This is a genomic window from Hymenobacter fodinae (genome assembly GCF_004745825.1).
Classification (GTDB): Bacteria; Bacteroidota; Bacteroidia; order Cytophagales; family Hymenobacteraceae; genus Hymenobacter; species Hymenobacter fodinae.
Genome location: NZ_SRLA01000001.1, coordinates 757,112 through 779,083 on the forward strand (window position 1 = coordinate 757,112; position 21,972 = coordinate 779,083).

The 21,972-nt window shown below is 54.8% G+C and carries 14 protein-coding genes; 3 read left to right on the plus strand and 11 right to left on the minus strand.

Features of this window, described 5'->3' with window-relative positions; all coding sequences use genetic code 11:
• The first annotated feature begins 183 nt into the window (after nt 1–183).
• Together EU556_RS03245 and EU556_RS03250 are read left to right on the plus strand one after the other, a co-directional pair.
• A complete protein-coding gene (locus tag EU556_RS03245) occupies nt 184–1,080 on the plus strand; it encodes a YicC/YloC family endoribonuclease (protein WP_135430961.1) in 897 nt (298 codons plus the stop codon).
• Nucleotides 1,081–1,412: 332 nt separating this feature from the next.
• Nucleotides 1,413–1,958, plus strand: coding sequence for a hypothetical protein (locus tag EU556_RS03250; protein ID WP_135430963.1), 546 nt, complete (start codon nt 1,413–1,415; stop codon nt 1,956–1,958).
• A gap of 238 nt (nt 1,959–2,196) precedes the next feature.
• Here the strand turns inward: EU556_RS03250 and EU556_RS03255 are convergent, their stop codons facing one another.
• The 11 genes from EU556_RS03255 to EU556_RS03305 form a co-directional block, all read right to left on the minus strand.
• Nucleotides 2,197–3,450, minus strand: a complete 1,254-nt coding sequence (locus EU556_RS03255; RefSeq protein ID WP_210116216.1) for a M28 family metallopeptidase — start codon at nt 3,448–3,450, stop codon at nt 2,197–2,199.
• 47 nt (nt 3,451–3,497) lie between these two features.
• Nucleotides 3,498–3,905 carry a VanZ family protein gene (locus tag EU556_RS03260; RefSeq protein WP_135430967.1) on the minus strand — a complete coding sequence of 136 codons (408 nt, stop codon included), beginning with the start codon at nt 3,903–3,905 and terminating at the stop codon, nt 3,498–3,500.
• A gap of 19 nt (nt 3,906–3,924) precedes the next feature.
• Nucleotides 3,925–4,305 (minus strand): glycine cleavage system protein GcvH, encoded by a 381-nt coding sequence (gene gcvH, locus EU556_RS03265; protein ID WP_135430969.1) that lies wholly within the window; start codon nt 4,303–4,305, stop codon nt 3,925–3,927.
• A gap of 211 nt (nt 4,306–4,516) precedes the next feature.
• Complete coding sequence (sov, locus tag EU556_RS03270; RefSeq protein ID WP_245327389.1) at nt 4,517–11,974, minus strand: T9SS outer membrane translocon Sov/SprA; 7,458 nt, start codon at nt 11,972–11,974, stop codon at nt 4,517–4,519.
• Nucleotides 11,975–12,108: 134 nt separating this feature from the next.
• Nucleotides 12,109–12,714 carry a Holliday junction branch migration protein RuvA gene (gene ruvA, locus EU556_RS03275; RefSeq protein WP_135430970.1) on the minus strand — a complete coding sequence of 202 codons (606 nt, stop codon included), beginning with the start codon at nt 12,712–12,714 and terminating at the stop codon, nt 12,109–12,111.
• A 177-nt stretch (nt 12,715–12,891) separates the two neighbouring features.
• A complete protein-coding gene (locus tag EU556_RS03280; protein WP_135430972.1) occupies nt 12,892–13,671 on the minus strand; it encodes a DUF885 family protein in 780 nt (259 codons plus the stop codon).
• 112 nt (nt 13,672–13,783) lie between these two features.
• Nucleotides 13,784–16,057 (minus strand): NADP-dependent malic enzyme, encoded by a 2,274-nt coding sequence (locus EU556_RS03285; protein ID WP_135430974.1) that lies wholly within the window; start codon nt 16,055–16,057, stop codon nt 13,784–13,786.
• Between the two features lie 246 nt (nt 16,058–16,303).
• The gene (locus EU556_RS03290; protein ID WP_135430976.1) at nt 16,304–18,289 is read right to left on the minus strand and encodes a LysM peptidoglycan-binding domain-containing protein; all 1,986 of its coding nucleotides are present in this window, start codon (nt 18,287–18,289) and stop codon (nt 16,304–16,306) included.
• 12 nt (nt 18,290–18,301) lie between these two features.
• Nucleotides 18,302–19,744, minus strand: coding sequence for an Asp-tRNA(Asn)/Glu-tRNA(Gln) amidotransferase subunit GatA (gene gatA / locus EU556_RS03295; RefSeq protein WP_135430978.1), 1,443 nt, complete (start codon nt 19,742–19,744; stop codon nt 18,302–18,304).
• Nucleotides 19,745–19,757: 13 nt separating this feature from the next.
• Complete coding sequence (gene tatA, locus EU556_RS26615; RefSeq protein WP_135430979.1) at nt 19,758–20,153, minus strand: twin-arginine translocase TatA/TatE family subunit; 396 nt, start codon at nt 20,151–20,153, stop codon at nt 19,758–19,760.
• Nucleotides 20,154–20,166: 13 nt separating this feature from the next.
• On the minus strand, nt 20,167–20,391 hold the full coding sequence (locus tag EU556_RS03305; RefSeq protein WP_135430981.1) for a Sec-independent protein translocase subunit TatA/TatB: 225 nt from the start codon (nt 20,389–20,391) through the stop codon (nt 20,167–20,169).
• Nucleotides 20,392–20,708: 317 nt separating this feature from the next.
• Between EU556_RS03305 and EU556_RS03310 the strand changes: the two genes are divergently transcribed.
• Nucleotides 20,709–21,665: a GAF domain-containing DNA-binding protein gene (locus EU556_RS03310; RefSeq protein WP_135430983.1), complete on the plus strand. Its 957-nt coding sequence runs from the start codon at nt 20,709–20,711 to the stop codon at nt 21,663–21,665.
• Nucleotides 21,666–21,972 lie beyond the last annotated feature (307 nt).

The following is a 21,972-nucleotide window of genomic DNA, read 5'->3' on the forward strand; positions in this document are numbered from 1 at the left end:
GTGCATTCTGGCCCTAATGTGCATCAAGTGTAGTACCGCCCAGCAAGAGGCAGTTTGCTACATCTAGGCCAGTGGTATTTAATGCTAATATTGTCGCGGGGTACAGCCACCTACTATGCCACCTAATAGTGTCTCACGGGAGGCTGTATCCCTCAATCTCAAGCTAACAATTGCTTCCTCGCCATGCTCCAATCCATGACCGGCTATGGTATCGCTCACCGCGAAACCGACACGTACGCCGCCACTGTAGAAATTAAGTCGCTCAACTCTAAAACGCTGGACTTAAGCCTGCGCTTACCCCGTTTCCTCCAAGATCGGGAGTTGGAAATCAGAAACCTGGTAACAAAAAGCCTGATCCGTGGCAAAGTCAACCTGAACCTGGATTTTGCCCGCCCGCGTGCTGCCGCCCGTACGGGGGCTGTGTTGAATGAAGCGGTCCTTCTGCTCGCATTAGATGAGCTGCGCCAGGTTGCGGCCCGTAGTGGCGCTTCTTTAGAACAGCTAACTGCGCTGGCCCACGCTCTGCCTGGGGCCCTGCGGATACCCGCCGATACAACGGCCGCCACCGAGGAAGAAGAGGAGGTGCCGTGGGAAGAGTTGCTACCTCTTTTGCACGAAGCCTTGGATCGGGTAAACCAGTTCCGCCGTGATGAAGGCCAGGCCCTGACCAACGAAATATTAGGCTACATTGATAAAATCCGGATTCAGCTGGCGGATGTGGAGCGGCATGACCCCATGCGCATTGAGCAGGTTCGGCAGCGCCTGCAGAATCACATGGCCGAGATAACAGGGAGCGAGTATTTCAATCCTACCCGTTTCGAGCAGGAGGTGCTGTATTACATTGAGAAGCTTGACATTGCCGAGGAAAAAGTACGGTTAGTCAACCATTTGCACTACTTCACCGAGACGGTGTACCTGCCAGAGCCCACCGGAAAGAAACTTGCCTTTATTTCGCAGGAAATAGGCCGGGAAATCAACACCATCGGTTCTAAAGCCAACGACTCTACCATTCAACATCTAGTAGTTGGAATGAAAGAGGAACTGGAGAAAATCAAGGAGCAAATCAACAACATACTCTAAGTTATTAGGCTGTATTTGTCGGTTAGGTGAAACAGCAAATTGAATTTTGTGAATAGTAATAGAGTTAGGCTATTCTTGATAATAAATAGAATTTAAATATGAATATTATTATTTTAATGAATAATCTTTTCACAGCTAAAACAGTCTCAGTAGGTTTGTCGTAGCTATTTTTGATAGCATGGGGGCTTCTGTTTAAAGCCTCAAAACTATTTTTTTTCAAAGTACTTGTACTTCCAAGGATTGCACGTAAATTGTGTTATCCAAACAGAGTGCCTCCATAGGCTCAGAACGCAGATCTCCTTTTGAATTTCACCTTTTTTCAGTCTACAACTATGAAAAAAGCATTACTCGTAACCCCTGTTTTTTGCCTGATGCTGTTGCTGATGGCTGCTCGCCCCTTCGCCGAGGTTGAACTAATCAAGAAGCGCGTACTCAGCGAGCGGGTAGAAATTCTTATCCCCAAAGGATTTGAAGTGATGAGCGAGCAGCAGATGGACTTTAACTACGCTAAAGCCCAGAGCCGCCCCAGCGTTATCTACACCAACAGCAAGGAAGCCAGCATTGCTTTCTCTTACACCGACAATACTGCCGATCAGGATATGATCGACATGTATGCCGACAACTTCTACAAGATGTACTCCAAGCAGTACAAAGAAGCCAAGTGGTTCAACCACGGGGTGAAAGAGGTAAACGGCCGTAAAGTTGGCTACATGGAGCTGATGAAGCCTGAGCTAGGCCATGAGGTATACAACCTGGTGTTCTTCACCGATGTGGAAGGCAAACTGCTGATGTGCAACTTCACGTGCGCCGACCGCCAGAAGCCTGAGTGGGAAAACGTTGCTAAGCAGATCATGACCTCGTTCAAAACGAACGGTTAATAGCTGCCTAGTAGATATTATATATCTTAAAAAGCGCCCGGCATTCTCTAGCTACAAGCTGAGAGCGCTGGGCGCTTTGTTATTTTATTTTTACAGTACTGAGGAGTAAGGCATAATCTGTACTCTCTATCTGGAGCTAATCTTAAGCATGCGCTAGGCCTATCCTTAAGGGTAAGGGCTTACTTATAATAGCAGTGTCATTAAAACATCAGAGCTAAGAGGTGGCCTGTACCACGCTTCACTCTGAATTGGCGCCTAACCTGTTTAAGAAGTCTCGTAGTAAACCAAAGGCTCCTCTAAACCCCGTTAATGGCAAGGTAGTAGCTTGGTCATGCACGTCATGATAAGCAGTAGGGCCACCCCGAGTGTACAGGAAGAAAGCGGGTACACCCCTTTCTGAGAAATAGTAATGGTCGGAATTGGCTGCGCGGCCTCTGGCGGCTAAAGCGGGGAGATAGTGACCGGCAGAGTTCAGGTTGGTGAGTAATTGGTACTGCTGAGTGAATATACGCCCATTAACTACCGTAGCTCCTTCTTCACCGGTACCCAGTAAATCAAGGTTGACTAGGAAGCGGATGTGGCTCAGAGGCACTAGTGGATGGTCAACAAAGTACCGCGACCCTACTAGGCCTGCTTCTTCAGCTCCAAAAGCAATAAAAACCAATGAATAAGCCGGACAGTTCTCTGGGCGGGCATAGTAGGCTGCTAGCTCCAGCAGCATAGCCGTGCCGCTGGCATTGTCATTTGCCCCCGGAAAATAAGTGCGCTGGCCTAACCTTCCTAGATGATCATAGTGAGCCGAGACGACTAAAAAGGAATCAGGTTGTACGCGGCCGGGTAAGAGACCAACTAGGTTTTGGGTTTGATAAGCAGGTTGGAGCACGGCGTCAAGCCGCAACGTGATGCGGCGCGCTTGTTCAGGCCAGCGTTGCGCTAGTACCTGAACTTGAGGCTGGGACTGCTGCTCAGAAGCAAGGGAGGCCGTAAGTTTGGTAGGTACCAGCGTAACCCGAGCCGCCGCGGTGCGCAGGTGCGCTTGTAGCGCTGCCGGAAGCTGAGCCAGCCGGGCTACCTCGGGTTGTTGCAATACTAACACCCGGTGCCGCAAGTCGATACTCAGTAAGCGCTGCTGAGCACCTTCCTGATGGAACACCAGGGTGTCGAGCTGATACACGTGACCCGTGAGGAAACCAGGGCCTGAAGATGGCTCGGCGATGAAATCAACACCTGGGCGGAGCAATTTACCATCTACGCGCAGCTTAGCCCGGCCCGGGAAGGTATTGATGGGGAGCGTAAAAGACTGAGTATACTCAGGCGTCAGCGGAAGTAGCCCGATTTCTGCAAACCGACTGCGCAGATAGCTGGCTGCTAGATGCTCTCCGTTGTTGACGTAGCCACGCCCATGCATGGCTGGCCCCGCTAATGCGCTAATAGTTTCGCGCGCCCGATCCATGTTCTGAGCAACTGCACGGGAGCTCAGTACCCAGGTCAAAGCCAGGGCTGCGGTAGCTAGACGGCCGCTGGACAGAGGGCACCGTTTCATTGCCAGTACCGGCGCGTAAGGTGCATCAGGCCAAGGCCCAATACGGTACCAATGGTGTCGCTAAGTAAATCAGACCATTCGCCGTGTCGGCCAAGGTCCATCGTCATCTGCAATACCTCGATGAGGGCCCCAAAGCCAATGCAGTACAGCAGAATTATCCCGAAGCTATGACGGCGCAACGTAGGCCTCCTCTGCTGCCGACGAGCCGAGAAGTATGATAAAATAGCCAATACCCCGAACACGGCCGCATGCGCTGCCGTGTCGAATGCCAATAACTCCCACTCAGGAGTTTTAGGCATTTCCTGAGAGGGAGTTAGAGTAAGTATCAATACCAGCGCCGCCCAAGCCAGCGGCAGAGCCACGAAGGCTCGGCGGCGAGGCAAGGGCGGCGCGGTCTGTAGCATACGCAGCAATTGAGGTAGCTTAAGCGCCTACCAAGTCACCGTAGGCTTCGGCTGTCAGCAAGGCATCTAGTTCGGCGGTGTTGGCAATCGACATCTTGATCATCCAGCCATCGCCATATGGGTCAGAGTTTACCAGCTCGGGGCTGCCATCAAGCTTTTCGTTGATTTCTAACACGGTGCCCGTAATGGGGCTGAACAGGTCAGATACCGTTTTTACGGCTTCTACCGTCCCGAACACTTCACCCTCTGCCACTTCCTTGTCGAGGGTGTCAATGTCCACGTACACAATGTCGCCGAGTTCTTTCTGGGCGTGGTCGGTGATGCCGATGTAGGCAACGTCACCTTCCACACGAATCCATTCGTGTTCTTTCGTGTACTTCAGGGTGGCAGGCAAATTCATGTGATGCGGTTTTGAAGAAATGGGGAGTGAAGGCGCTGTAGCGCGATGGTTCAAAAGTAAAGCTTAAATGATGGAATGCCGAAAATGTTCTTGGGAGAATTCGCTAGGCCACGATCGGCTGGTGACTGTGGGGGCAGCTACAGGTTTAGAAAACAGAAAGCCCAACCTAGCCTAGGCCAGGTTGGGCTTTCTGTTCATGGGGGCACAGGGTTTATTGCGAGAGGCTATAACGCAATTGAATACCACCTTCCGTGGCCGTATTCTTATAGGCATTCTGCACCCGTGGTGTTGTAATGTTTTGGGTGAAGAAGAACTGCAAGTTCAGGCGCTGGTTCAGAATGTAGTCGATGGTGGGGCGCAACTGCATTTGCCGGGTGCCGTTGGTGGTCTGGCTAGAAGTGCGGCCCAAGTCGGTATCAGTCACATCGAGGATAGCCCGCTGCACGGTGTAATTGTCGCGGATGCTCAGGTCGAGCCGGACGTTGATTTCGTTGCGGAGTATCTTCTGCTCCCCCCCAATGCGGAACGGAATCCGCAGGCGGTTGGTCACGTAGCCTAGGCCTATTACCATTTCCTTGGAGCGCAGCTCTGTTACCTGGGCGTTGGTGGTATTCAGGCCTAGGGTTCGGTCTACGCGGTACTCCAGGCGGCCGGTGGTTTTGCCCGTGGTCTGGAAGTTCAGGCCAATAAGCGGAGCCAGCCGTTCCGCAATAGTCACCTGCCCAATAACGAAGTACGGGATATACTGGCCGCTATTGTTGGTGAGGTAGGGGAAGTCAGGCTCCCGGGTATAAGAAGTAGCCGTGGTGTAGCCGTTGATGTTGTAGCTGGAAGTGTAAACGTGATTGAACGTGATGGACCGGAAGTACTGCTGCACGAACGGCAGATCCGCTAGGCCATTATACTCAATCGTCCAGTTCGGGATGGGCAGCAGGGCGAAGGGGTTGAACTTCTTAGCCTTGTAGCCATCCGACGACTTACCCCGGTAGGCATCCAAGAAAGCGGGCAACAGCACATCCTGGGAGTTATAGCCATAGCTACCCGGGTTGGTATTCGCTGCCTCCAACCGTTCGCGCACGACGGCCCGATTCTGCACGAAGCGGTTAAATGCTTTCGACGTCTCGCCGCTGGCATTCAGGTCGCCAAACAAAGTCTGGATAGAGATGAACGACGTGCTGAACGTGCCGGACCCCAGCGGATTGCTGGCAACTGGCACACCAGAGATAGGGCGCTGGGTTTCCTCGTCTATCAAGGAGCGATAGAAAACCTCTCGGTTGCGTACTAGCTGGCGCCGGCCATCTAAGCGAATAATAAAATTGCGAACTGGCTCTAAAGAGGTACGCAAGGCCAAATTCTCAGTCAGCAGCGAGCTGAGGGGGGTATTAAGGTACTGGCTGCTATTGGTGTACCAACCCCGTGAATAGGCACGTTCGAAAAGACCGTCCAGATCATACTGTTTCCCGAGCAAGAACGGAACACCAGGAGCATCAAAGTCACTGTTCATCCCGAAGAAGCGAGTCCCAGGCAGGTAGCCTGGCAGCAGGGTGCCGTTACTGCGGGTGTAAGTAAAGTTAAGTGAGCGGGCTGTCATTAAGGAGCGTAGTACCGCCTTAAGCAACCGCAGCTCGGGGCCTTTGGTCGTGTCAGCGGGAGCTGTTTGAGGCTGGCCCGGCACGGGTATTTTCTGCCGACCCTTCGCCCCGTCAGCGTCAGTCCGGGGCGCGGGTGGTGGAGCGTTATTGATGATGTTCAGGAAGCGCACTTTGTTATAGAGCTTCACTAAATCAATCTTACCATTGGCGCTCAACTCACCATTGTTTTGAATGGTGTTGCCGAGGTTTAGTGGAACCGTAGTAGTATCATTTAAGTCACCTGGGTTAATTGGTGCCCGCAATGCTGTGGAGGCTGCTTGCCAAGTATAATTAGCCGCATACCGAGCATCAGCCGAGAGCCAGTCGGTGAGGGGGAACTTGTCAAGGGGCAGGCGGTAAGTAATGGCTACCGTTTGGTTGAAATTGGTAGTGCGGCCACCGCGCTTAAATAGGTTGTCGCGGAGTTGCTCCCGGTTGCGCTTCGAGATATCGTCGTCACCAATGGAACGGCCGGGGCCCTCATCTACCACTGAGCGGTTAGTAGCCGTATAATCTAGAGCCAGTGCCTTGGTCAAGTCCCAGCGCATGTCGTAGATGCGATTGAAAAAGAACGACTTCTGGAAGATGCCCGGGATACCATCCGTCACGGGCACTTGGCCGGGCTCCAGGGTCCGCTGCAGGAACCGCTCGTTGTAGCGGCGGTCAATGTCGGCCCGGAAGGAGAAGCGAGAGGGGAGGGGCGTGAAGTTTACCTCCTGCAGCATCTTCAAGTAGGGCGAGTCAAAGGCCTTTACCTTAGCCAGCGGCGTGTAGCTTTTAGGTACCGTCTGGTACACGTAGGCCAGAGCACCCGTGTAGGTGCGGGTATAGTCGCGGTCGGTCCGGATGTCGGTGTGCAGGCGCTCGGTGTAAGAATAGCTTACCGCGAAGTTCTCGATGTCGTAGGGGCGTACTTTCTTCTCAGGGTTGGTCCGCTCCTTGCGCACGTTCAGCACGTTGATGCTGCGCTGGCTGGTCTGGTCAACTACTTCTTTGCGGTAGGCCGCTTTTTCCTCGTTAGTCTCAAACTTCTCCAACGACTGCTCCAACTTGGTGTCCGGGTCGAGTGGGTCGTACTTGGGCGCTCGGGTCTCGACGCCGGCCTGCACCAGCACCGGAATGCGAAGGCCTAGCTTTTCAGGGAAGAATTTGTCGGCTGCTACCGTAGCGTTTATATCGCCGCGAGTAATATTATCGATGGAGCGCTGCTGAGGACGATCTTGTAGGCCACCAAAGCCGGTGGTTACATAGTTGCCCGTAGCAGTGATATTAGCTAAGTCAGCCAGTTTGGCGTTGAAGCGCGCCGTAGCGGCCCAGCCGCTTTCGTTCTCAAAGTCGAACACCCGCAGCTCGTCGGCCCACAACGTCAGTGTTTTGGGAGCATTGTCGTCGCGTGGGTTCAGCATGCCTATCATCACACCCTGCACCGCTGAGAGGTCGGGGTTGCCCACTACGGTAATCTGAGCGCCGGTAGTGGGGTCGGTAATAGTATAAGGGGTGGTATAGTCAATAGAGTTATTAGCTGCCTTGTTGCGTGCCGACTTTGCATCAATGAACGTCTGAAATGACAAATCGATCCGGTTTTCTATGGGCCAGATCTGGTCTTGAGCAACAGAGCCTGGCTCAGTAATGGTCAGAGGTAAGGAGTATTCGTAATAGTTCTGAGTGTAGTCTGTGCCAATGCGCACAAAGGCGCGCACCTGCCCATTGCGAACCGTGCGGTCTTCGCTTTCGGCGTGCAGGAACATGCGCAGGCGCTTATAACGCAGCATGTTCAGGCTCACGTTCTTGTAGCTAGCCTTGGCAAATCCATCGCGCAGACCCTCTACCCGCAGGCGGAGGCTGGACTCATTCTGCTGGCGGTTGATGGTGCTGGAGCCAAATTCCCGGTCGCGGTTGATGCCAGGAGGTAGCACATACGGAATAGCATCGGCGTTAGCATTATTGCCTACTCCATTCTCCTCCAGGTTTACCGTCGAGATATCGAAAGCATCGGCGTCAGTGTCGGGGTTGAGCACGGGGCCCGGCTGCTGAATCTTGTTGAGGTAACGGCGCCACTGGTTGGCCACAAACTGTGGCTGCACCATGCGTAGTACTACCGGCTGCTCCCATTGCGTGAGGTACATGCGTAGGAACCGGATGGACTTAAACCCGAAGTCCTGGCCGTTGGGCGTACCAACTACACCGGTGGGCTGGCGCACGGGCACCCTGAATTGGTACCATGTCACTTCATCCCCGTTGATGTCGGTGTTGGTCGTTTTGTCTACAATGTAGTTCTGGCCAACCGCCAGTTGGCCAGGGCGCAGGTTCAGGCGGTACTCGTAGTAGCGCTCCGTGTCAGAGATAACGTTGTCACGGTTCAGGTCCTCCTTGTCGGGGTAGGCCGTAGAGCTGAGCTGGCTGCCCTCGGGCGAGTTGTTCTCTAAGCCATTGTAGTCCTTATAGCGAGCCAAAATCTTGGCGTCTGCCTGGTCGAAGCTGGGGTCGAGGTGGTGACGGAAGTTGTCCGCGGCTGGGTCGGCAAATCCAGTGTATGGTGCTGGCACGCCGGCTAGGCCACGCTCCCCGTCGTTGTTAACCCCATCCAGGCCCACGTCTTGGCGAGGACGGGCACCGGGGGCGGCGTTGAACGCATCGGTCAGGAAGGGCTGCCGCGAAACTTGCCCCCAGATAGTTGGGGTCACATCCGACAAATCATCAGTAGAAGGCAAACCGTTCTCAAACTCGTGGCGGTTGCCATCTTTCAGCACATCCTCCGAGACCGAGCCCAAGTTGATGTATAACTCCCCACCCGTGGTGTTGGGGGCATTGTGGCCATCCGAGTCGGTGATGGTGGCTAGGCCACTCTTGCTGTTGATGAACGGGTCCATCATCCAGAACTCCAGGTACTCGATGTTGGCGTTGTCGAAGTCGGTGTCGAAGGTGATTTCGCGGGAGATACCACCAAAGCGGGCCGCATTGGCCGAGCCCGTTACCGTAGAGAACCGACGGCCATTACTGCCGGCGTCTACGTTAGGCGTGTAGTTGTACTGGCCGCGTTCATCAGGGAAGTAGGCTAGGTCCAGGGAGTATTCAAAGGCGTTGCCTGTGGTGCCTACGTCGCGGTTAGGGAAAATCTCCGTCCGCTTGATACCCCGGATGTAGTGGTTTCGAATGTCGTTGGCCCCGATGTTGCGCGGCCGGGCCGTGCCACCGGTATAGTAGCTCTGATCAATGGTATACCATGCCAGTTTGGCCCGGCGATACGCCGACTCTAGGCCAGTCAGGTTGCCACCCAGGGCCGGGGGTGTGGCCGCTAGCCGCCACGTGGTAGCCGAGTTCAGGCCCCCCAACGAGTACGGGGTGCGGGAGTTTTCAAAGTCATCGATGTACGACACCCCTGGCTCCCCGTTGCTGCCCAGCTTGGAGCGGCCCGGCAGCAGCTGCGCAAACTCCCCGCTAAACGCCACCGACGATATTTCCTTGGTGGAAATAAAGGGCAGCATGTCTAGGTACTTGGTAATGGCCCGCGACTCGCGCCGGGCATTCACATCGAAGCCGTAGATGGTGTTGTTGCCAGGCTCGTCGCCGATGTTGACACGGTTGATACCTGGAGCTTGGTTTTCGAGCAGGTGAAGAACGGTGGCGCCAAAGTTTACGTCGTTGTTGAGGCGATAATCGAAGCGGGCTCCGACCAGCTTGCGCGGCTGCACCTGTACCAAGGCGTTCTTCTCAAACTGCACCCGGAGCTCATTAGCTGAGTTGAGGTAGCTAGGGTTGAGGATTTTTACGATAGCCTGATCGTAAAATACTTGGTAATCGACACCTTCCTGCAACAAAGTACTACCTGCGTACACCCGAACCGACCCCTGCGCTACCCCAATGCCGGGTAGGCTGATTTCGTTGGTAGCGGTGGCTTGGAACCGGCCACGCAGGAAGAATTTGTCTTTCTCCTGGCGCTGTTGGGCGTCGCTCTGTACTTGGGTATAGAGTTCCCCATACACGTACTTGCGAGCTAGCTCCCGCTCAGCCTGTGCGTTGCCACCGGCCACGCCGGTAGTATCAAACTGGGCCGCTAGGTAGTTGCCAAACGGCTGCACCTCCGGGAAGATGATCTTACCCAGTTCGGTGTCAATGGTGATGCCGGGGAAGAAGTCGAAGTTACCGTCGGGGTTTCGGTCGTTGTTAGGGTTTACGTTGTCGAGGTTCAGCACCTCAATCAGCGGCCGGTTCTGCAGTCTGGCTCCTTCTTTCAACGAAATCAGGTCAACGCCCGTAACGTCGTCTTTATAAACGATTTGAAGCTGGAAGTTGTCGCGGTTGAGCTGGCTGGCGTTCAGGGCATAGATGTTTTTCATCATCAGGTCCCAGGTCGGCAGGTTGCGCGTCTGCAGGTTGCGGTTGTCCAGGTTTACCGTGGGCGAAGTCAAGTCAACCAGGCCTACGGCAGGGTTGGTGGCCTTCAGCATCTTCAGGAAGATTACCTGATCCTGGCCTACGTTGGCGTAGTCTTCTACCGTCTCACCTACTTTATAGGTCTTGCCATTGTAGAGATACTCAAACGATACGCCCAGCACCTGCTCCGGTAGCAGCTGCGTGTTCAGCGAAATATAGCCCAGCTGCGCGTTAAACGTGTATTCGCGCGGGTCTAACTTACGGGCCCGGATGTGCTCATAGTCAACGTTTTTAGCTAGGCCTAGTGAGTTGAGGTAGCCCTCCGTGGATAAGTCGCCGCGTGCGTTGCTATTAGGCGAGCCCGGCGTGATAATGCTGCCAAACAGCGTATTGGCGGAGTTATCAGCCGGAGTAGTGGGGCGTGTGCCTGGCAAGAGGAACTGGCGGCGGTACGTCCGCACCGGCTCACCCACGTCCATGAGGGTTACCACGTTGCGCAGATTATCACTTTGGCGGTTGTCGTTGGTCACGTACACCTCCAGGCGGCGGATTTCTACCCCACTCTGCACGGTGGGCAGGTTACGCAGGGCTGCATCGTACCGGTCGCGGAAAAACTGCGATAGGAAGTAGTGCCGGTCGCGCTCATACTGGCTGGCCTTGAGCTCAAACTGCCGGCTCTGGCCTCCGTTCTGTATCCGAACTTCATCGGCCTGCCCGCGCAGGGTACTAGCCACAGCCGTTACTCCCAGGCGCCCGAACTGCAACTGCGTTTTTACCCCGAACAAGTTCTGCCCGCCCGTGATGAGTGAGTTGTTAAGCGGCAGGCTCACGTTCCCTAGCTCCACTTTCCGAATGATATCGGTGTCGTAGCCGGTGTAATCGAGCTTCATGTTGTTCTCGAAGTCGAAGGCCGCGCGCGTATCGTAATTGAAGCTCAGCTTCAGCTTTTCCCCAATCTGACCGGTCAGGTTGAGGTTGATGTTCTGGTCGTACTGGAAGTCGCCCACCCGCTGCTGCCGCAGCGTGAGCGTGGGGTTCTCGTTGCGGTTAAAGCGGGCCCCCATACGCAGCGTGACGGCCCCCTGGGGCCGGATATCCACGTAGCTACCCCCAAATATGCGGTCGGCCATGGGACCCAGGTAGATTCTGGGAATGAGGCGCTGGCTGGCGGGCGTATTGGGGCTGCCAGCCACGCCCCCGTTGGAGCGCTGCCGGAAATAGTTGCGCACAGCCTGTTGCTGCTGCCAGCGCGAGTATTCCTCAAACGTCATGCGGCTCGGGTCGCGGAAATCCACCTCCGTACCTACCCGCTCCCGGATGTCGAAGTTTTTAAGGCTGTCGTCGGGTTGCACGTCCAGGTTCACGTTGCCTGGCAACGGCAGCACTAACGGCGAGCGGCGGCGTTGCGGCGAAAATGGCGTGCCAATCCGGTCCTGCGGATTAACCTTAGGACGCCGACTAGGCCGGTAACGGGTAGTATCGGTGCGGGGGGTGTCGGGGGCTATGGCGTGCAAGCCCCGCGAGCCGCCCGGCAGCCAAGCCCATAACTGGCGCATGGCAAACGGCTCGGCCAGGTTGCTGTTCGGCTTGGCCTGCGACCACCAAGCTACCAACGATACAACTGTTACCAGGGAGGCAACAAGAGACTTCTTACTGGTATTCAAGCGTCAATAATCCGTCGGAAAAGATAGAGGGGATGGGTACTGTAGGCCAGTGCAAGCAACCTTTCGCTCAAAACCCAGTATATGCAATGGTACTAGGCTTTGAGCAGTGGTTGTTGGCCTGTAACAGTACTGGCCTAGTGAGACTTGAGAGCGAATTTAATTAATTCCTCCACGCTCAAATCGTTGCCATGCTTGTGCTGGATTTGGTCGAGAGTCTTCTCGGCCGCCGCCCGCGCAAAGCCTAGCGTCACTAGAGCGGCTAACGCTTCAGCACGATTGGTATTGTGTGCCCGCGCCAGCGGCACGGTGTCAATGCCTGCTTTCGCTAGCAATTCATCTTTCCGCAGCTTGTCTTTCAGCTCTAGCACTACCCGCTGAGCCGTTTTGGGCCCTACGCCCTTTATGCTCTGAATAGAGCGTACGTCTTCCTGCACAATTGCCTGCCGGATTTCCCCAACCGACATCGACGACACCATTACGATGCCCGTGCCGGGGCCAATGCCCGATACCGAAATCAGCTGCATGAACAGGGCCTTCTCGTTGGGGTCTAAGAAGCCATACAGCGTTTGCCCATCCTCCTTAATGTGCTGGTAGGTGTAAATCTTCGTCTTCTCGCCTTCGGCGGGAAGTTTAGAGTATGTGGCCAGCGAAATGCGGACTTCGTAGCCCACGCCCGTTATATCAATAATAGCAAGGGCGGCGTCTTTGTAAGCAAGTTTACCGTCGAGGTAGGCAATCATGTGGGAAAGGGATATGAAGCAGGTACTGCTCCTAAGGTAAGGAGCGGCACACTAGAAGTACCCGCAGTAGATGCAAAAGACCAGGTATTGATCTGCTTGCACAACACGGCTCAATCTGGTTTATATCCCAAATCTACTGGCTTTTTGCTCAAAAAAATTGGTTTTACCCAAGAATCGTCAGAGCCTGCGAGGGTCAACCGGCAGTAGCCATAGCCGCCCCACTATTAGGTCTAGGAAGCGGGTTTTTGCTTCGGTCAGTAATTGTCTCTTCTCGGTTGGGTTCAGGTCTTGTACCTTACCTAGCTTCTCTGCCAGCGAAGTGTAGAGAATATTCTCATCGGGCTTTTGGGCTACAAAGCCATTCATTTCCGTCAGCACCTTATCAATGATAAAGGTGGGCGGTACTACGCCGTGTTGCTCCCGAATTTTTAGGCCTTCCAGCACCTGCGCAAATTGGGTTGGCACCTTGCTCAGCCGAATGATATAATACTCGGCGTCGCGCTTGTTGTGCACCTGGTGCTTGGTAGCCATGAAAGCTGGCAGGCTACTCTGAACCCCAAACAACTGGTTGACCGGGTACGTATCGTAGCGGAATTTTTCGCCCTCAGCTTCCGCTTTCATGTACCAGTCCAGAATGTCGTATGACAGGTGTTGCTGCGTGTCGAACCCAGTGGTGTCGTAGTTGTGCAGTATCTCCAGATTATGGTGGAGCCGCTCGGCCTGCCGGTTATGTTCTGCTTCTGAAAGGTCGTCTAGCTTCTTGTTGTGCGCCTGAATGCCCAGCGGCTCTACCAACCGAAATGTTGACAGCAACTGGGGAGTGTCAAACAGCACCTCGGCAAATATCCGCTCGTAGAACAGACGAATAAACAGGGGCTTAAACCACACCACATTCACCACAAAGGCTACCAATAACAACAGCACCAGGCCTAGGCCACGAAGGATAATTTTCTTCATACTATAAGTATAGAAATTGCTGAATGTAATACAAGCAAAAACCCCTGGCACATGTAGCGCCAGGGGTTGATACAGAGTGATTTACCTAAGTGCAAGGTGGCCTAGTAGAAGCTTACACTTTGCTATGCGTAGTTTGCGCGTCTACCACCGCAATGGAAGCAATATTTACAATTTCGCGAACGGAAGCGCCGAGCTGCAGAATGTGCACCGGCTTGCGCATACCCATCAGAATCGGCCCAATAACTTCGGCGCCGCCAATTTCCTGAATCACTTTATAGGCAATGTTGCCGCTGATGACGTTCGGGAAAATGAGAGTGTTGGCGCCGCCCTTCGAAGCCAGCTCTGAGAAGGGGTATTGCTCCTGCAGCAGCTGTGGGTTTAGGGCTGTGTTAGCCTGCATTTCGCCATCCAGAATTAGGTCTGGGTAGCGCTTCTTGGCCAGCTCGGTGGCTTTGCGGGCCTTATCAGGTAAGTCGCCGGGGTTAGAGCCAAAGTTGGAGTAGCTGATAACTGCCATGCGCGGCTCGGTGTCAAAGAACCGGACTGCCCGGGCCGTGAGGCCAATGATATCCACCATTTCCTCGGCCGTGGGGTCGATGTTCACAGTAGTATCGGCAAAGAAGTACGGGCCTTTCTTGTGCTGGATGATGTACATACCGGCCACTCGCTTCACGCCTTCTTCTACGCCAATTACCTGCAGAGAGGGCAGAATGGACTTGCCATAATCTTTGCTCAAACCCGTAATAAAGGCATCGGCCTCGCCGGTTTCCAGCATCATCGAGCCAAAGTAGTTCCGCTCCCGCAGCAAGCGGCGCCCTTCGTACAGCGTAATGCCGCGGCGCTGACGCTTCTCGTAAATGAGGTTGGCGTACTCCTCGCGCTTGGCATCATCTTCCAGAATGTCGATGATCTGGCAGCCTTCCAGGTCGAGGTTGTTGGCCTTCGCAATCTGGTCGATTTTCTGGCGGTTACCCAGCAGAATGGGGTGCGCAATGCCTTCGTCGTGCAGAATTTGCGCCGCCTTCAGAATCTTGTAGTTGTCGCCTTCCGCAAATACTACCCGCTTGGGGTTGGCCTTGGCTGCCTGGGTCATGCGGTTCATCAGCTTCTGGTTTACACCCAGGCGGTTGCGCAGCTGATCCTCATAGGCCATCCAATCGGTAATCTGCACCCGGGCCACACCGCTTTCCATAGCAGCTTTAGCTACTGCCGGGCTAATCACCGTGATAAGGCGGGGGTCGAGGGGCTTGGGAATGAGGTAAGTGCGGCCGAAGGAGAGGGTATTGTCGCCGTAGGCTTTGTTTACCATGTCGGGCACAGCGTCTTTGGCCAGCTCCGAGAGGGCGTGCACGGCGGCCAGCTTCATGGCCTCGTTGATTTCCGTAGCGCGAACATCCAGTGCCCCCCGAAAGATGTAGGGGAAGCCCAATACGTTATTTACCTGGTTGGGATGGTCGGAGCGGCCAGTCGCCATAATAATGTCGGGCCGAGTAGCCAGCGCCACATCGTAGCCAATTTCAGGGTCGGGGTTGGCTAGGGCAAACACAATGGGGTTGTCGGCCATCTTCAGCAGCAACTCAGCCGGCAGCACGTTCGCCGCCGACAGGCCTAGGAATACATCGGCACCCTCCATGGCTTCGGCCAGCGTACGGATAGGCCGGTTAGTTGCGAAGCGCAGCTGCATGTCGGCCAGGTCGGTGCGCTCGGGCGTGATGATGCCGTCCTTGTCAAACACCACCACATTTTCCACCTTGAGGCCCAGGGCTAGGTAGAGGCGGAGACAGGAAATAGCCGCGGCGCCAGCTCCGCTCACCACTACCTGTATTTCTTCAATCTTCTTTCCAACCAGCTCTAGGCCATTCAGTAGGGCCGCCGACGAAATAATGGCCGTGCCGTGTTGATCATCGTGCATGAGCGGAATGTTCATCTGCTCGCGCAGGGCCGTCTCAATCCGGAAGCATTCAGGGGCTTTGATGTCTTCGAGGTTAATACCCCCAAATGTTGGCTCCAGCGACTTCACAATCCGGATGAACTCGTCGGGGTCGGTGGCGTCAATTTCAATGTCAAAGCAGTCTATACCCGCAAATTTCTTGAACAGTACGCCCTTGCCTTCCATTACCGGCTTCGAGGCGTCGGGACCAATGTTGCCTAGACCTAGTACGGCAGTACCGTTGCTGATTACGCCAACGAGGTTGCCTTTAGCCGTGTACTTATACACCTCGTCCTTGTTAGCGGCAATTTCCTTGCAGGGCTCCGCTACGCCGGGCGAGTAGGCCAGGGCCAGATCCAGCTGGGTGCTGACGGGCTTGGTAGGTACTACTTCTATTTTGCCGGCGGGCTCCTGAGAATGGTAGTTCAGGGCGTCCTGTTTATTTATTTTAAGCATACGCGGGTGGCAACGAGTGGGTACTCCTGAGGAGTTTAATAAGGCAAGTTGGGGCGAAATCAGCCGGAATCAAAGTTTAAGCGGCATGCCTACCAAATAACACGAGCCTCGCGCTATTGTGGCGAGAGGCCTACATCACGTGGCCTACTACGGGTGATAAGCAATGAAATACACGTGGCATCTGCACAAAAAATGCGGACCCTATTGCTAGTATCCGCATCTTTCAAAGACTGCTCGCAAAGAAGATTAGCCAGCCACCAGCAATTTCTGGCCCGGCTTTACTTCGTCTGATTTTAGGTGGTTGAGTTGCCGCAGCTTCTCCACCGTAACACCTTGGTAGCGGCGCGAAATATTGTATAGCGTGTCGCCGGGCTGCACTAGGTGTACTTTGGGCGCCGCGGGCATTTTAGCGGGCGTTTCCTTTGGCTCCGCTGAAGCTGCAGCACGCCCCGTTCTGGCCGATGCTACAGCTACAGTAGGGGCAGCTTCAGCCTCGTTGTCGTCGGAAGGGCGCAGCACTAACTTCTGGCCGGGTTGCACTACTTCAGAGGTGAGGTGGTTCCAGGCCATCACCTGCGCTACCGTGAGGTTACGCTCCCGGGCAATCTTCTCGATGAAGTCGCCGCGGCGCACTGTGTATTCGCTTGGTACGGAATCATCGGCCTCAACTGCACTCGCAGCCGCGGGAGCTGCCTCCGGCCGGGCTGGCCTAGCGGACCTCACTGGCCGTGGTGTTTCCGCTTTCGCCACCACCGCTGGCACCTCCGACTCCGCCGTTGAAACAACCGCCGGGCTTGCTACCTGGCCTAGAGAAGACCGAATGGCTTCTGGCACCCGAACCGGACGCGCCGTGCGAGTAGCCACGGCGGTGGGCTCTGGGGCCGGAGCTTGCCTGATGGGTACAAACACCACCACTTGGCGGCGAGATGCTAATGATTGGCTCTTAGAAAGCTCATTCCAACGTCGTACCTGCGCTGGTGTCACGTCGTAGCGTTCGGCTACTGCGGCTACCGTTTCGCCGCGCCGCACCGTATGGCGCACCCGGCGGTAACGTGGGGCAGTATCGGCACTGGCCTCGCGTGGTGCGCCTTCGGCCAGCAGGCTACGGGTGGGTAGTGGAGCTACTCCCTGCAAGGGCACTGGCCGTGGCACCAATGGGAAGGGCAGTTCGGCCATCGGTCGGCAGTAGTCGAAAAGCGTGGCTCTATCAACTAAAGCAAGAGCTGGCCGCACTGCCGCTGGCAGCTGTACGGCATAGGGCCGGTAGCCGGCGGGCAGCCAAGGTTTCTTAAGCTCCGGGTTGAGCCGGACCAAAGCCATCGAATCGGTGTAGCCACAGGCGCGGGCCAAACGGGTCAGGTCGAAAGCACGGCCTCCTAGTTGCAGCGTATCCATCAGCTCCGCCCGCTGATACCGCAGCGTGGCATCGTGCAGCTGGTGGTCCTGGGCGTGCTTCATGGTATACATGATAGCCGTGAAGGTGGGCACGTAGTTGCGCGTTTCGGCGGGCAGCTTAGGGTATACTTCCCAGAAGGTTTTCTTGCCCGTCTGCCGCATCACGCGTTGCATGTTGCCTGCGCCCCAGTTATAGGCGGCCAATACCATTTCCCAGTCGTGGAATACGCCGTAGAGGTAGCGCAAGTGCTTGCAGGCCGCTTCAGTAGCCTTCTCTGGGTCCATACGCTCATCTACCCACTCGTCGCGGCGCAGGCGCAGGTCGTTGGCAGTAGGACCCATAAACTGCCATAGGCCAGTAGCGCCCACTCGTGACTTAGCCGTCGGAATCAGCGCTGATTCAACTACTGCTAGGTATTTTAGATCAGTAGGGAGGTGATATTTGGCCAGGTACTTCTCAAACAGCGGGAAGTACAGGTTCTCCCGTTCTAGTACCCGCTGCGTGTACGTGCGTTGCCGCTCCGTAAACAGCCGTACAAAGGCCATAACAGAGGCATTGAACGTATGCGGAACATCGGTATCGAAGCAGCTTACTCGGTCACCTACCAAATCCCGTAGTTCCGGTGGCGTCTGCAGCCAAACCAAGCGGGCCGAGTCAATGGGGGCCGGAAGAGTCACCAGCGAATCAAGCGGCAGCTCCAGCGTTACTTGGGAAGAATCGTTGGGCTGCGCGCTGGTGTTCTGGGGAACCTGAGGACGAACCTGGGCAACACTGGTGTGGCCTAGAGCTGCCCCAACCAACACTGGAGCAACAGCGCGCAGCAACAACTTCTTCATTTTACTTCCAAGCTATGACAGAACAGGCGTGAGCGTCTCCGTTACCGATTTCGCAAAGGCTAGCAGGTGCTCTTCCCGGAAGGCCCCACTAAGAATTTGCAACCCAATGGGCAGACCCTGAGAATCCTCGCCCGCTGGTACCGAAATGGCTGGCACCCCAGCCAAAGATGCTTGTACAGTAAAGATATCAGCCAAATACATGGCTAGCGTATCTTTTTCGTTCTCCCCAATCCGGAAGGCTGTGGCGGGAGTAGTGGGCAGCACCAAGAAGTCGTACTCGCGTAGTAACTCGTCCGTCTTTTCCTTTATCAAGCGGCGGACCTGCTGCGCCTTAGTGTAGTACGCGTCGTAGTAGTCGGCGCTGAGCACGAAGGTGCCCAGCAGAATCCGCCGCTGCACTTCTGGCCCAAAGCCCTGAGCCCGCGTTTTCTTGTACAACGACTCCAGGTCAGTAGCGTCAGGAGCGCGGTAGCCAAACTTCACCCCATCGTAGCGGCTCAAGTTAGAGCTGGCTTCGGCAGTAGTCAGAATGTAGTAGCTCGGAACGATAAAGTCGAGGTAAGGGAAGTCTACTGCTTCTACCACATGTCCCTGCCCCCGGAATGCGTCTAAGGCACGTTCCGTGGCGGCTTTGATTTCTGCATTTAAGCCGGGCCGCTCCAAGCAGTCACGGATGTAGCCAATGCGGTAGTGGGGCGCGGGCTCCAGGAGTTGGCTATAGGCTGGTACTTCGCGCTGGCTAACAGTGCTATCGAAGGTGTCGGCCCCGGCCATTACCTCTAGCAGCAAAGCAGCATCCTCAATTGAGTGCGTGAGAGTGCCAATCTGATCAAACGACGACGCATAGGCAATCAGGCCGTAGCGCGAAATTCGCGAATAGGTAGGCTTGAAGCCTACAATGCCACAGAAGGCAGCAGGCTGCCGTACGGAGCCGCCCGTGTCGGAGCCAATAGAAGCCAAACACATATCGGCCTGTACGGCTACGGCAGAACCACCCGACGATCCACCCGGCACGCGGTCGGGGGCAATAGCGTTGCGGGCTGGACCAAAGAACGACGTTTCGTTGGAGGCCCCCATGGCAAACTCGTCGCAGTTCTGACGCCCGATCAGGATGGCATCTTCATCGAGCAGGCGCTGCACGGCCGTCCCGGTGAACAGTGATTTGAATCCATCCAAAATGTGGCTGCTGCTTTGCAGGGCGTGGTCCTTGTAGGCCAGTACGTCCTTCAGGCCGATGACCATGCCCGCCAGCTTACCGGCCGTGCCGGCAGCTAGTTTAGCATCCACAGCCTCTGCCTGAGCACGTGCCTCTTCGGGCCACACTTCTAGAAAAGCGTTCAGCTGCTCATTTTTCTGCTGGATGTTATCCAGATAATACTCCACGAGCTGACGGCAGGTCGTGGTGCCTGCCGTCAGCTCGTTACGAACTTCCGTGAGAGAGGTAAAGCGTCTCAAATTGAAGAAAGAATTAGTTCACTTGATCGAGGCGGGGACGCTCCGGCGTGGGCGTTACGGGCGGCGTAATTCCCCCATCCATGGGTGGAGCTACGGGCGTAGTAGCAGGCGTCACGTCGGCTACCGGAGTTACTTCCGGAGCTGCTGGAGCCTGGTAGGCCACTGGCTGCGTGTATTGCTGGGGCTGCTGATTGAATTGTTGCTGGTATGGCTGCTGAGGCAGGCCAGTGTTTTCAATCTCACTGCGAATTTCGCGGGAGGCATCCTTAAACTCTCGGATGCCCTTGCCCAATCCGCGGGCTAGCTCCGGAATTTTGTTGGCACCAAAGAAAATCAGGATAACTACCATGATGAGCATAAGCTCACCACCGCCTAGATCACCCAAGAAAAGAAGAACTGGAGTATTCATGACAAAACGCTAATTAATGACGGGGAGCGGTAGGGTCGTTAGGATTAACCGGACGGTCCCGAAACTCCGGCTTATCCTCCTTCGAGGCGTCTTTAAACTCCCGAATGCCTTGTCCCATGCCCCGAAACAGCTCTGGAATGCGCTTGGCGCCAAAAAGCAGGATGATAGCAAGACCAATGAGCAGCAACTCGGTGCCTCCGAAGTTACCAATTCCAAGCAAAAGGGTGGCGAAATGCATAAGTGAGAATAGCCAACAGGCTGTTTGAAAGTGTCAAAGCGGAACGTACGCAAGTGTGTACGGTCAGGATTGGTAAAGGTACCTCATAATTTCAAAATCAGTTCCCTACTCGGTTAGGTTCGTGCACTTGGCAACGAGAATTACTCCCTTCCGTTCGCACGGTGGGAAGCACTTTTTAGCCAGATTTAGCGGTTGTTCGCCGGGTCAAATTGGGAAATGTTCTCGATGCTATACTATTTTGTAAGGATAGCGGGAGCTGGACTTCACCATCTAGGCCACTCCATTTTACTGTAGAACCCCAAATTTTTTGTCGATACATGCCTTCTAAAGCGCGTGCTACATCCGCGGGGGCAGCTTACCAACCTATAAGCCCCCTTGCTGAACAGGAACGGCTGGAGGCCCTGCGTGCTTACCAAATTCTAGACACCCCAGCTGAAACGGCTTTCGACGATTTGGTGAAGCTGGCTTCGTATATCTGCGGTACGCCTACTTCGCTGGTTACTTTGCTTGATTCTGAACGGCAGTGGTTTAAGGCTAAAGTAGGCATGGAAGCCGACAGTACGCCGCTAGAGCAAGCATTCTGCCGTTACGCTATGTTTTCGGATAGTGTATTTGAAGTCGAAGACGCTAGCAAAGACCCACTTTTCCAGCATAACCCGCTGGTTACCTCCAACCCAAACATTCGCTTCTACGCTGGAGCCCCTTTGCTTTCCCCGGAAGGACACCCGCTCGGCACTATCTGCGCAATCGACACGGTACCGCGTCGGCTTGACCAGAAGCAACGTGAAGCGCTCAGCGTGTTGGCTCGTGAAGTAGTAACTCACTTAGAGTTGCGCCGGGCCCGCCTACAACTCCAATACGAACAACAAAAGCTGGAAGAGCTACTCCGTATGACCAATGATACCGCCGGCTCGATGAACGTAGGAGGCGGGCAAACTGAAATATTTGTCAAGCAGGAGCATAAGCTAATCCGCCTGAAAACTGCTGATATTCGCTACGTGGAGGCCCTCGGCGACTATGTAAATATTTACGTAGGCCAGGAGCGCTACACGGTGTACAGCACCATGAAGGAGCTAGAAGCCAAATTGCCCGCCAAGGAGTTTGCGCGAATTCATCGGAAGTATATCGTTCGCCTGGACAAGATTGTAGCTATTGAGTCTGATGCCGTAGTGGTAGAGGCCGGGCGCAATGCCGACCGGGTAAGCGGTGTTATGCCAGTGCCCATCGGAAACTCATATAAAGCCAACCTGTTGAGCCGGCTTAATCTGATATAAAAACGAGACAAGGAGGTAACGAAAGCTTGCCCACTACCGAGAGAAAGAGAAAACCGATTTTCGCCGAGAGAAATAGACATTTCGGCGAAAGGTAGTAGTAAGCATATCTAAAGTCCCCTATCTTTCGTCATGTTATCGGGGATTGCTCCGGAGCAGCATACAGCTTGCTGTTCCTGTTCCGGCAGAAGGATTACTGATAGCTAAGTTTGTTTTCATAGCTCAGAAAGACACCGTATCCTGTACGGTGTTTTTTTATGCTTATGGTTGTGCCTTCCGCCGAATAAATAAAAAGCCCAGCCTTGTAGAA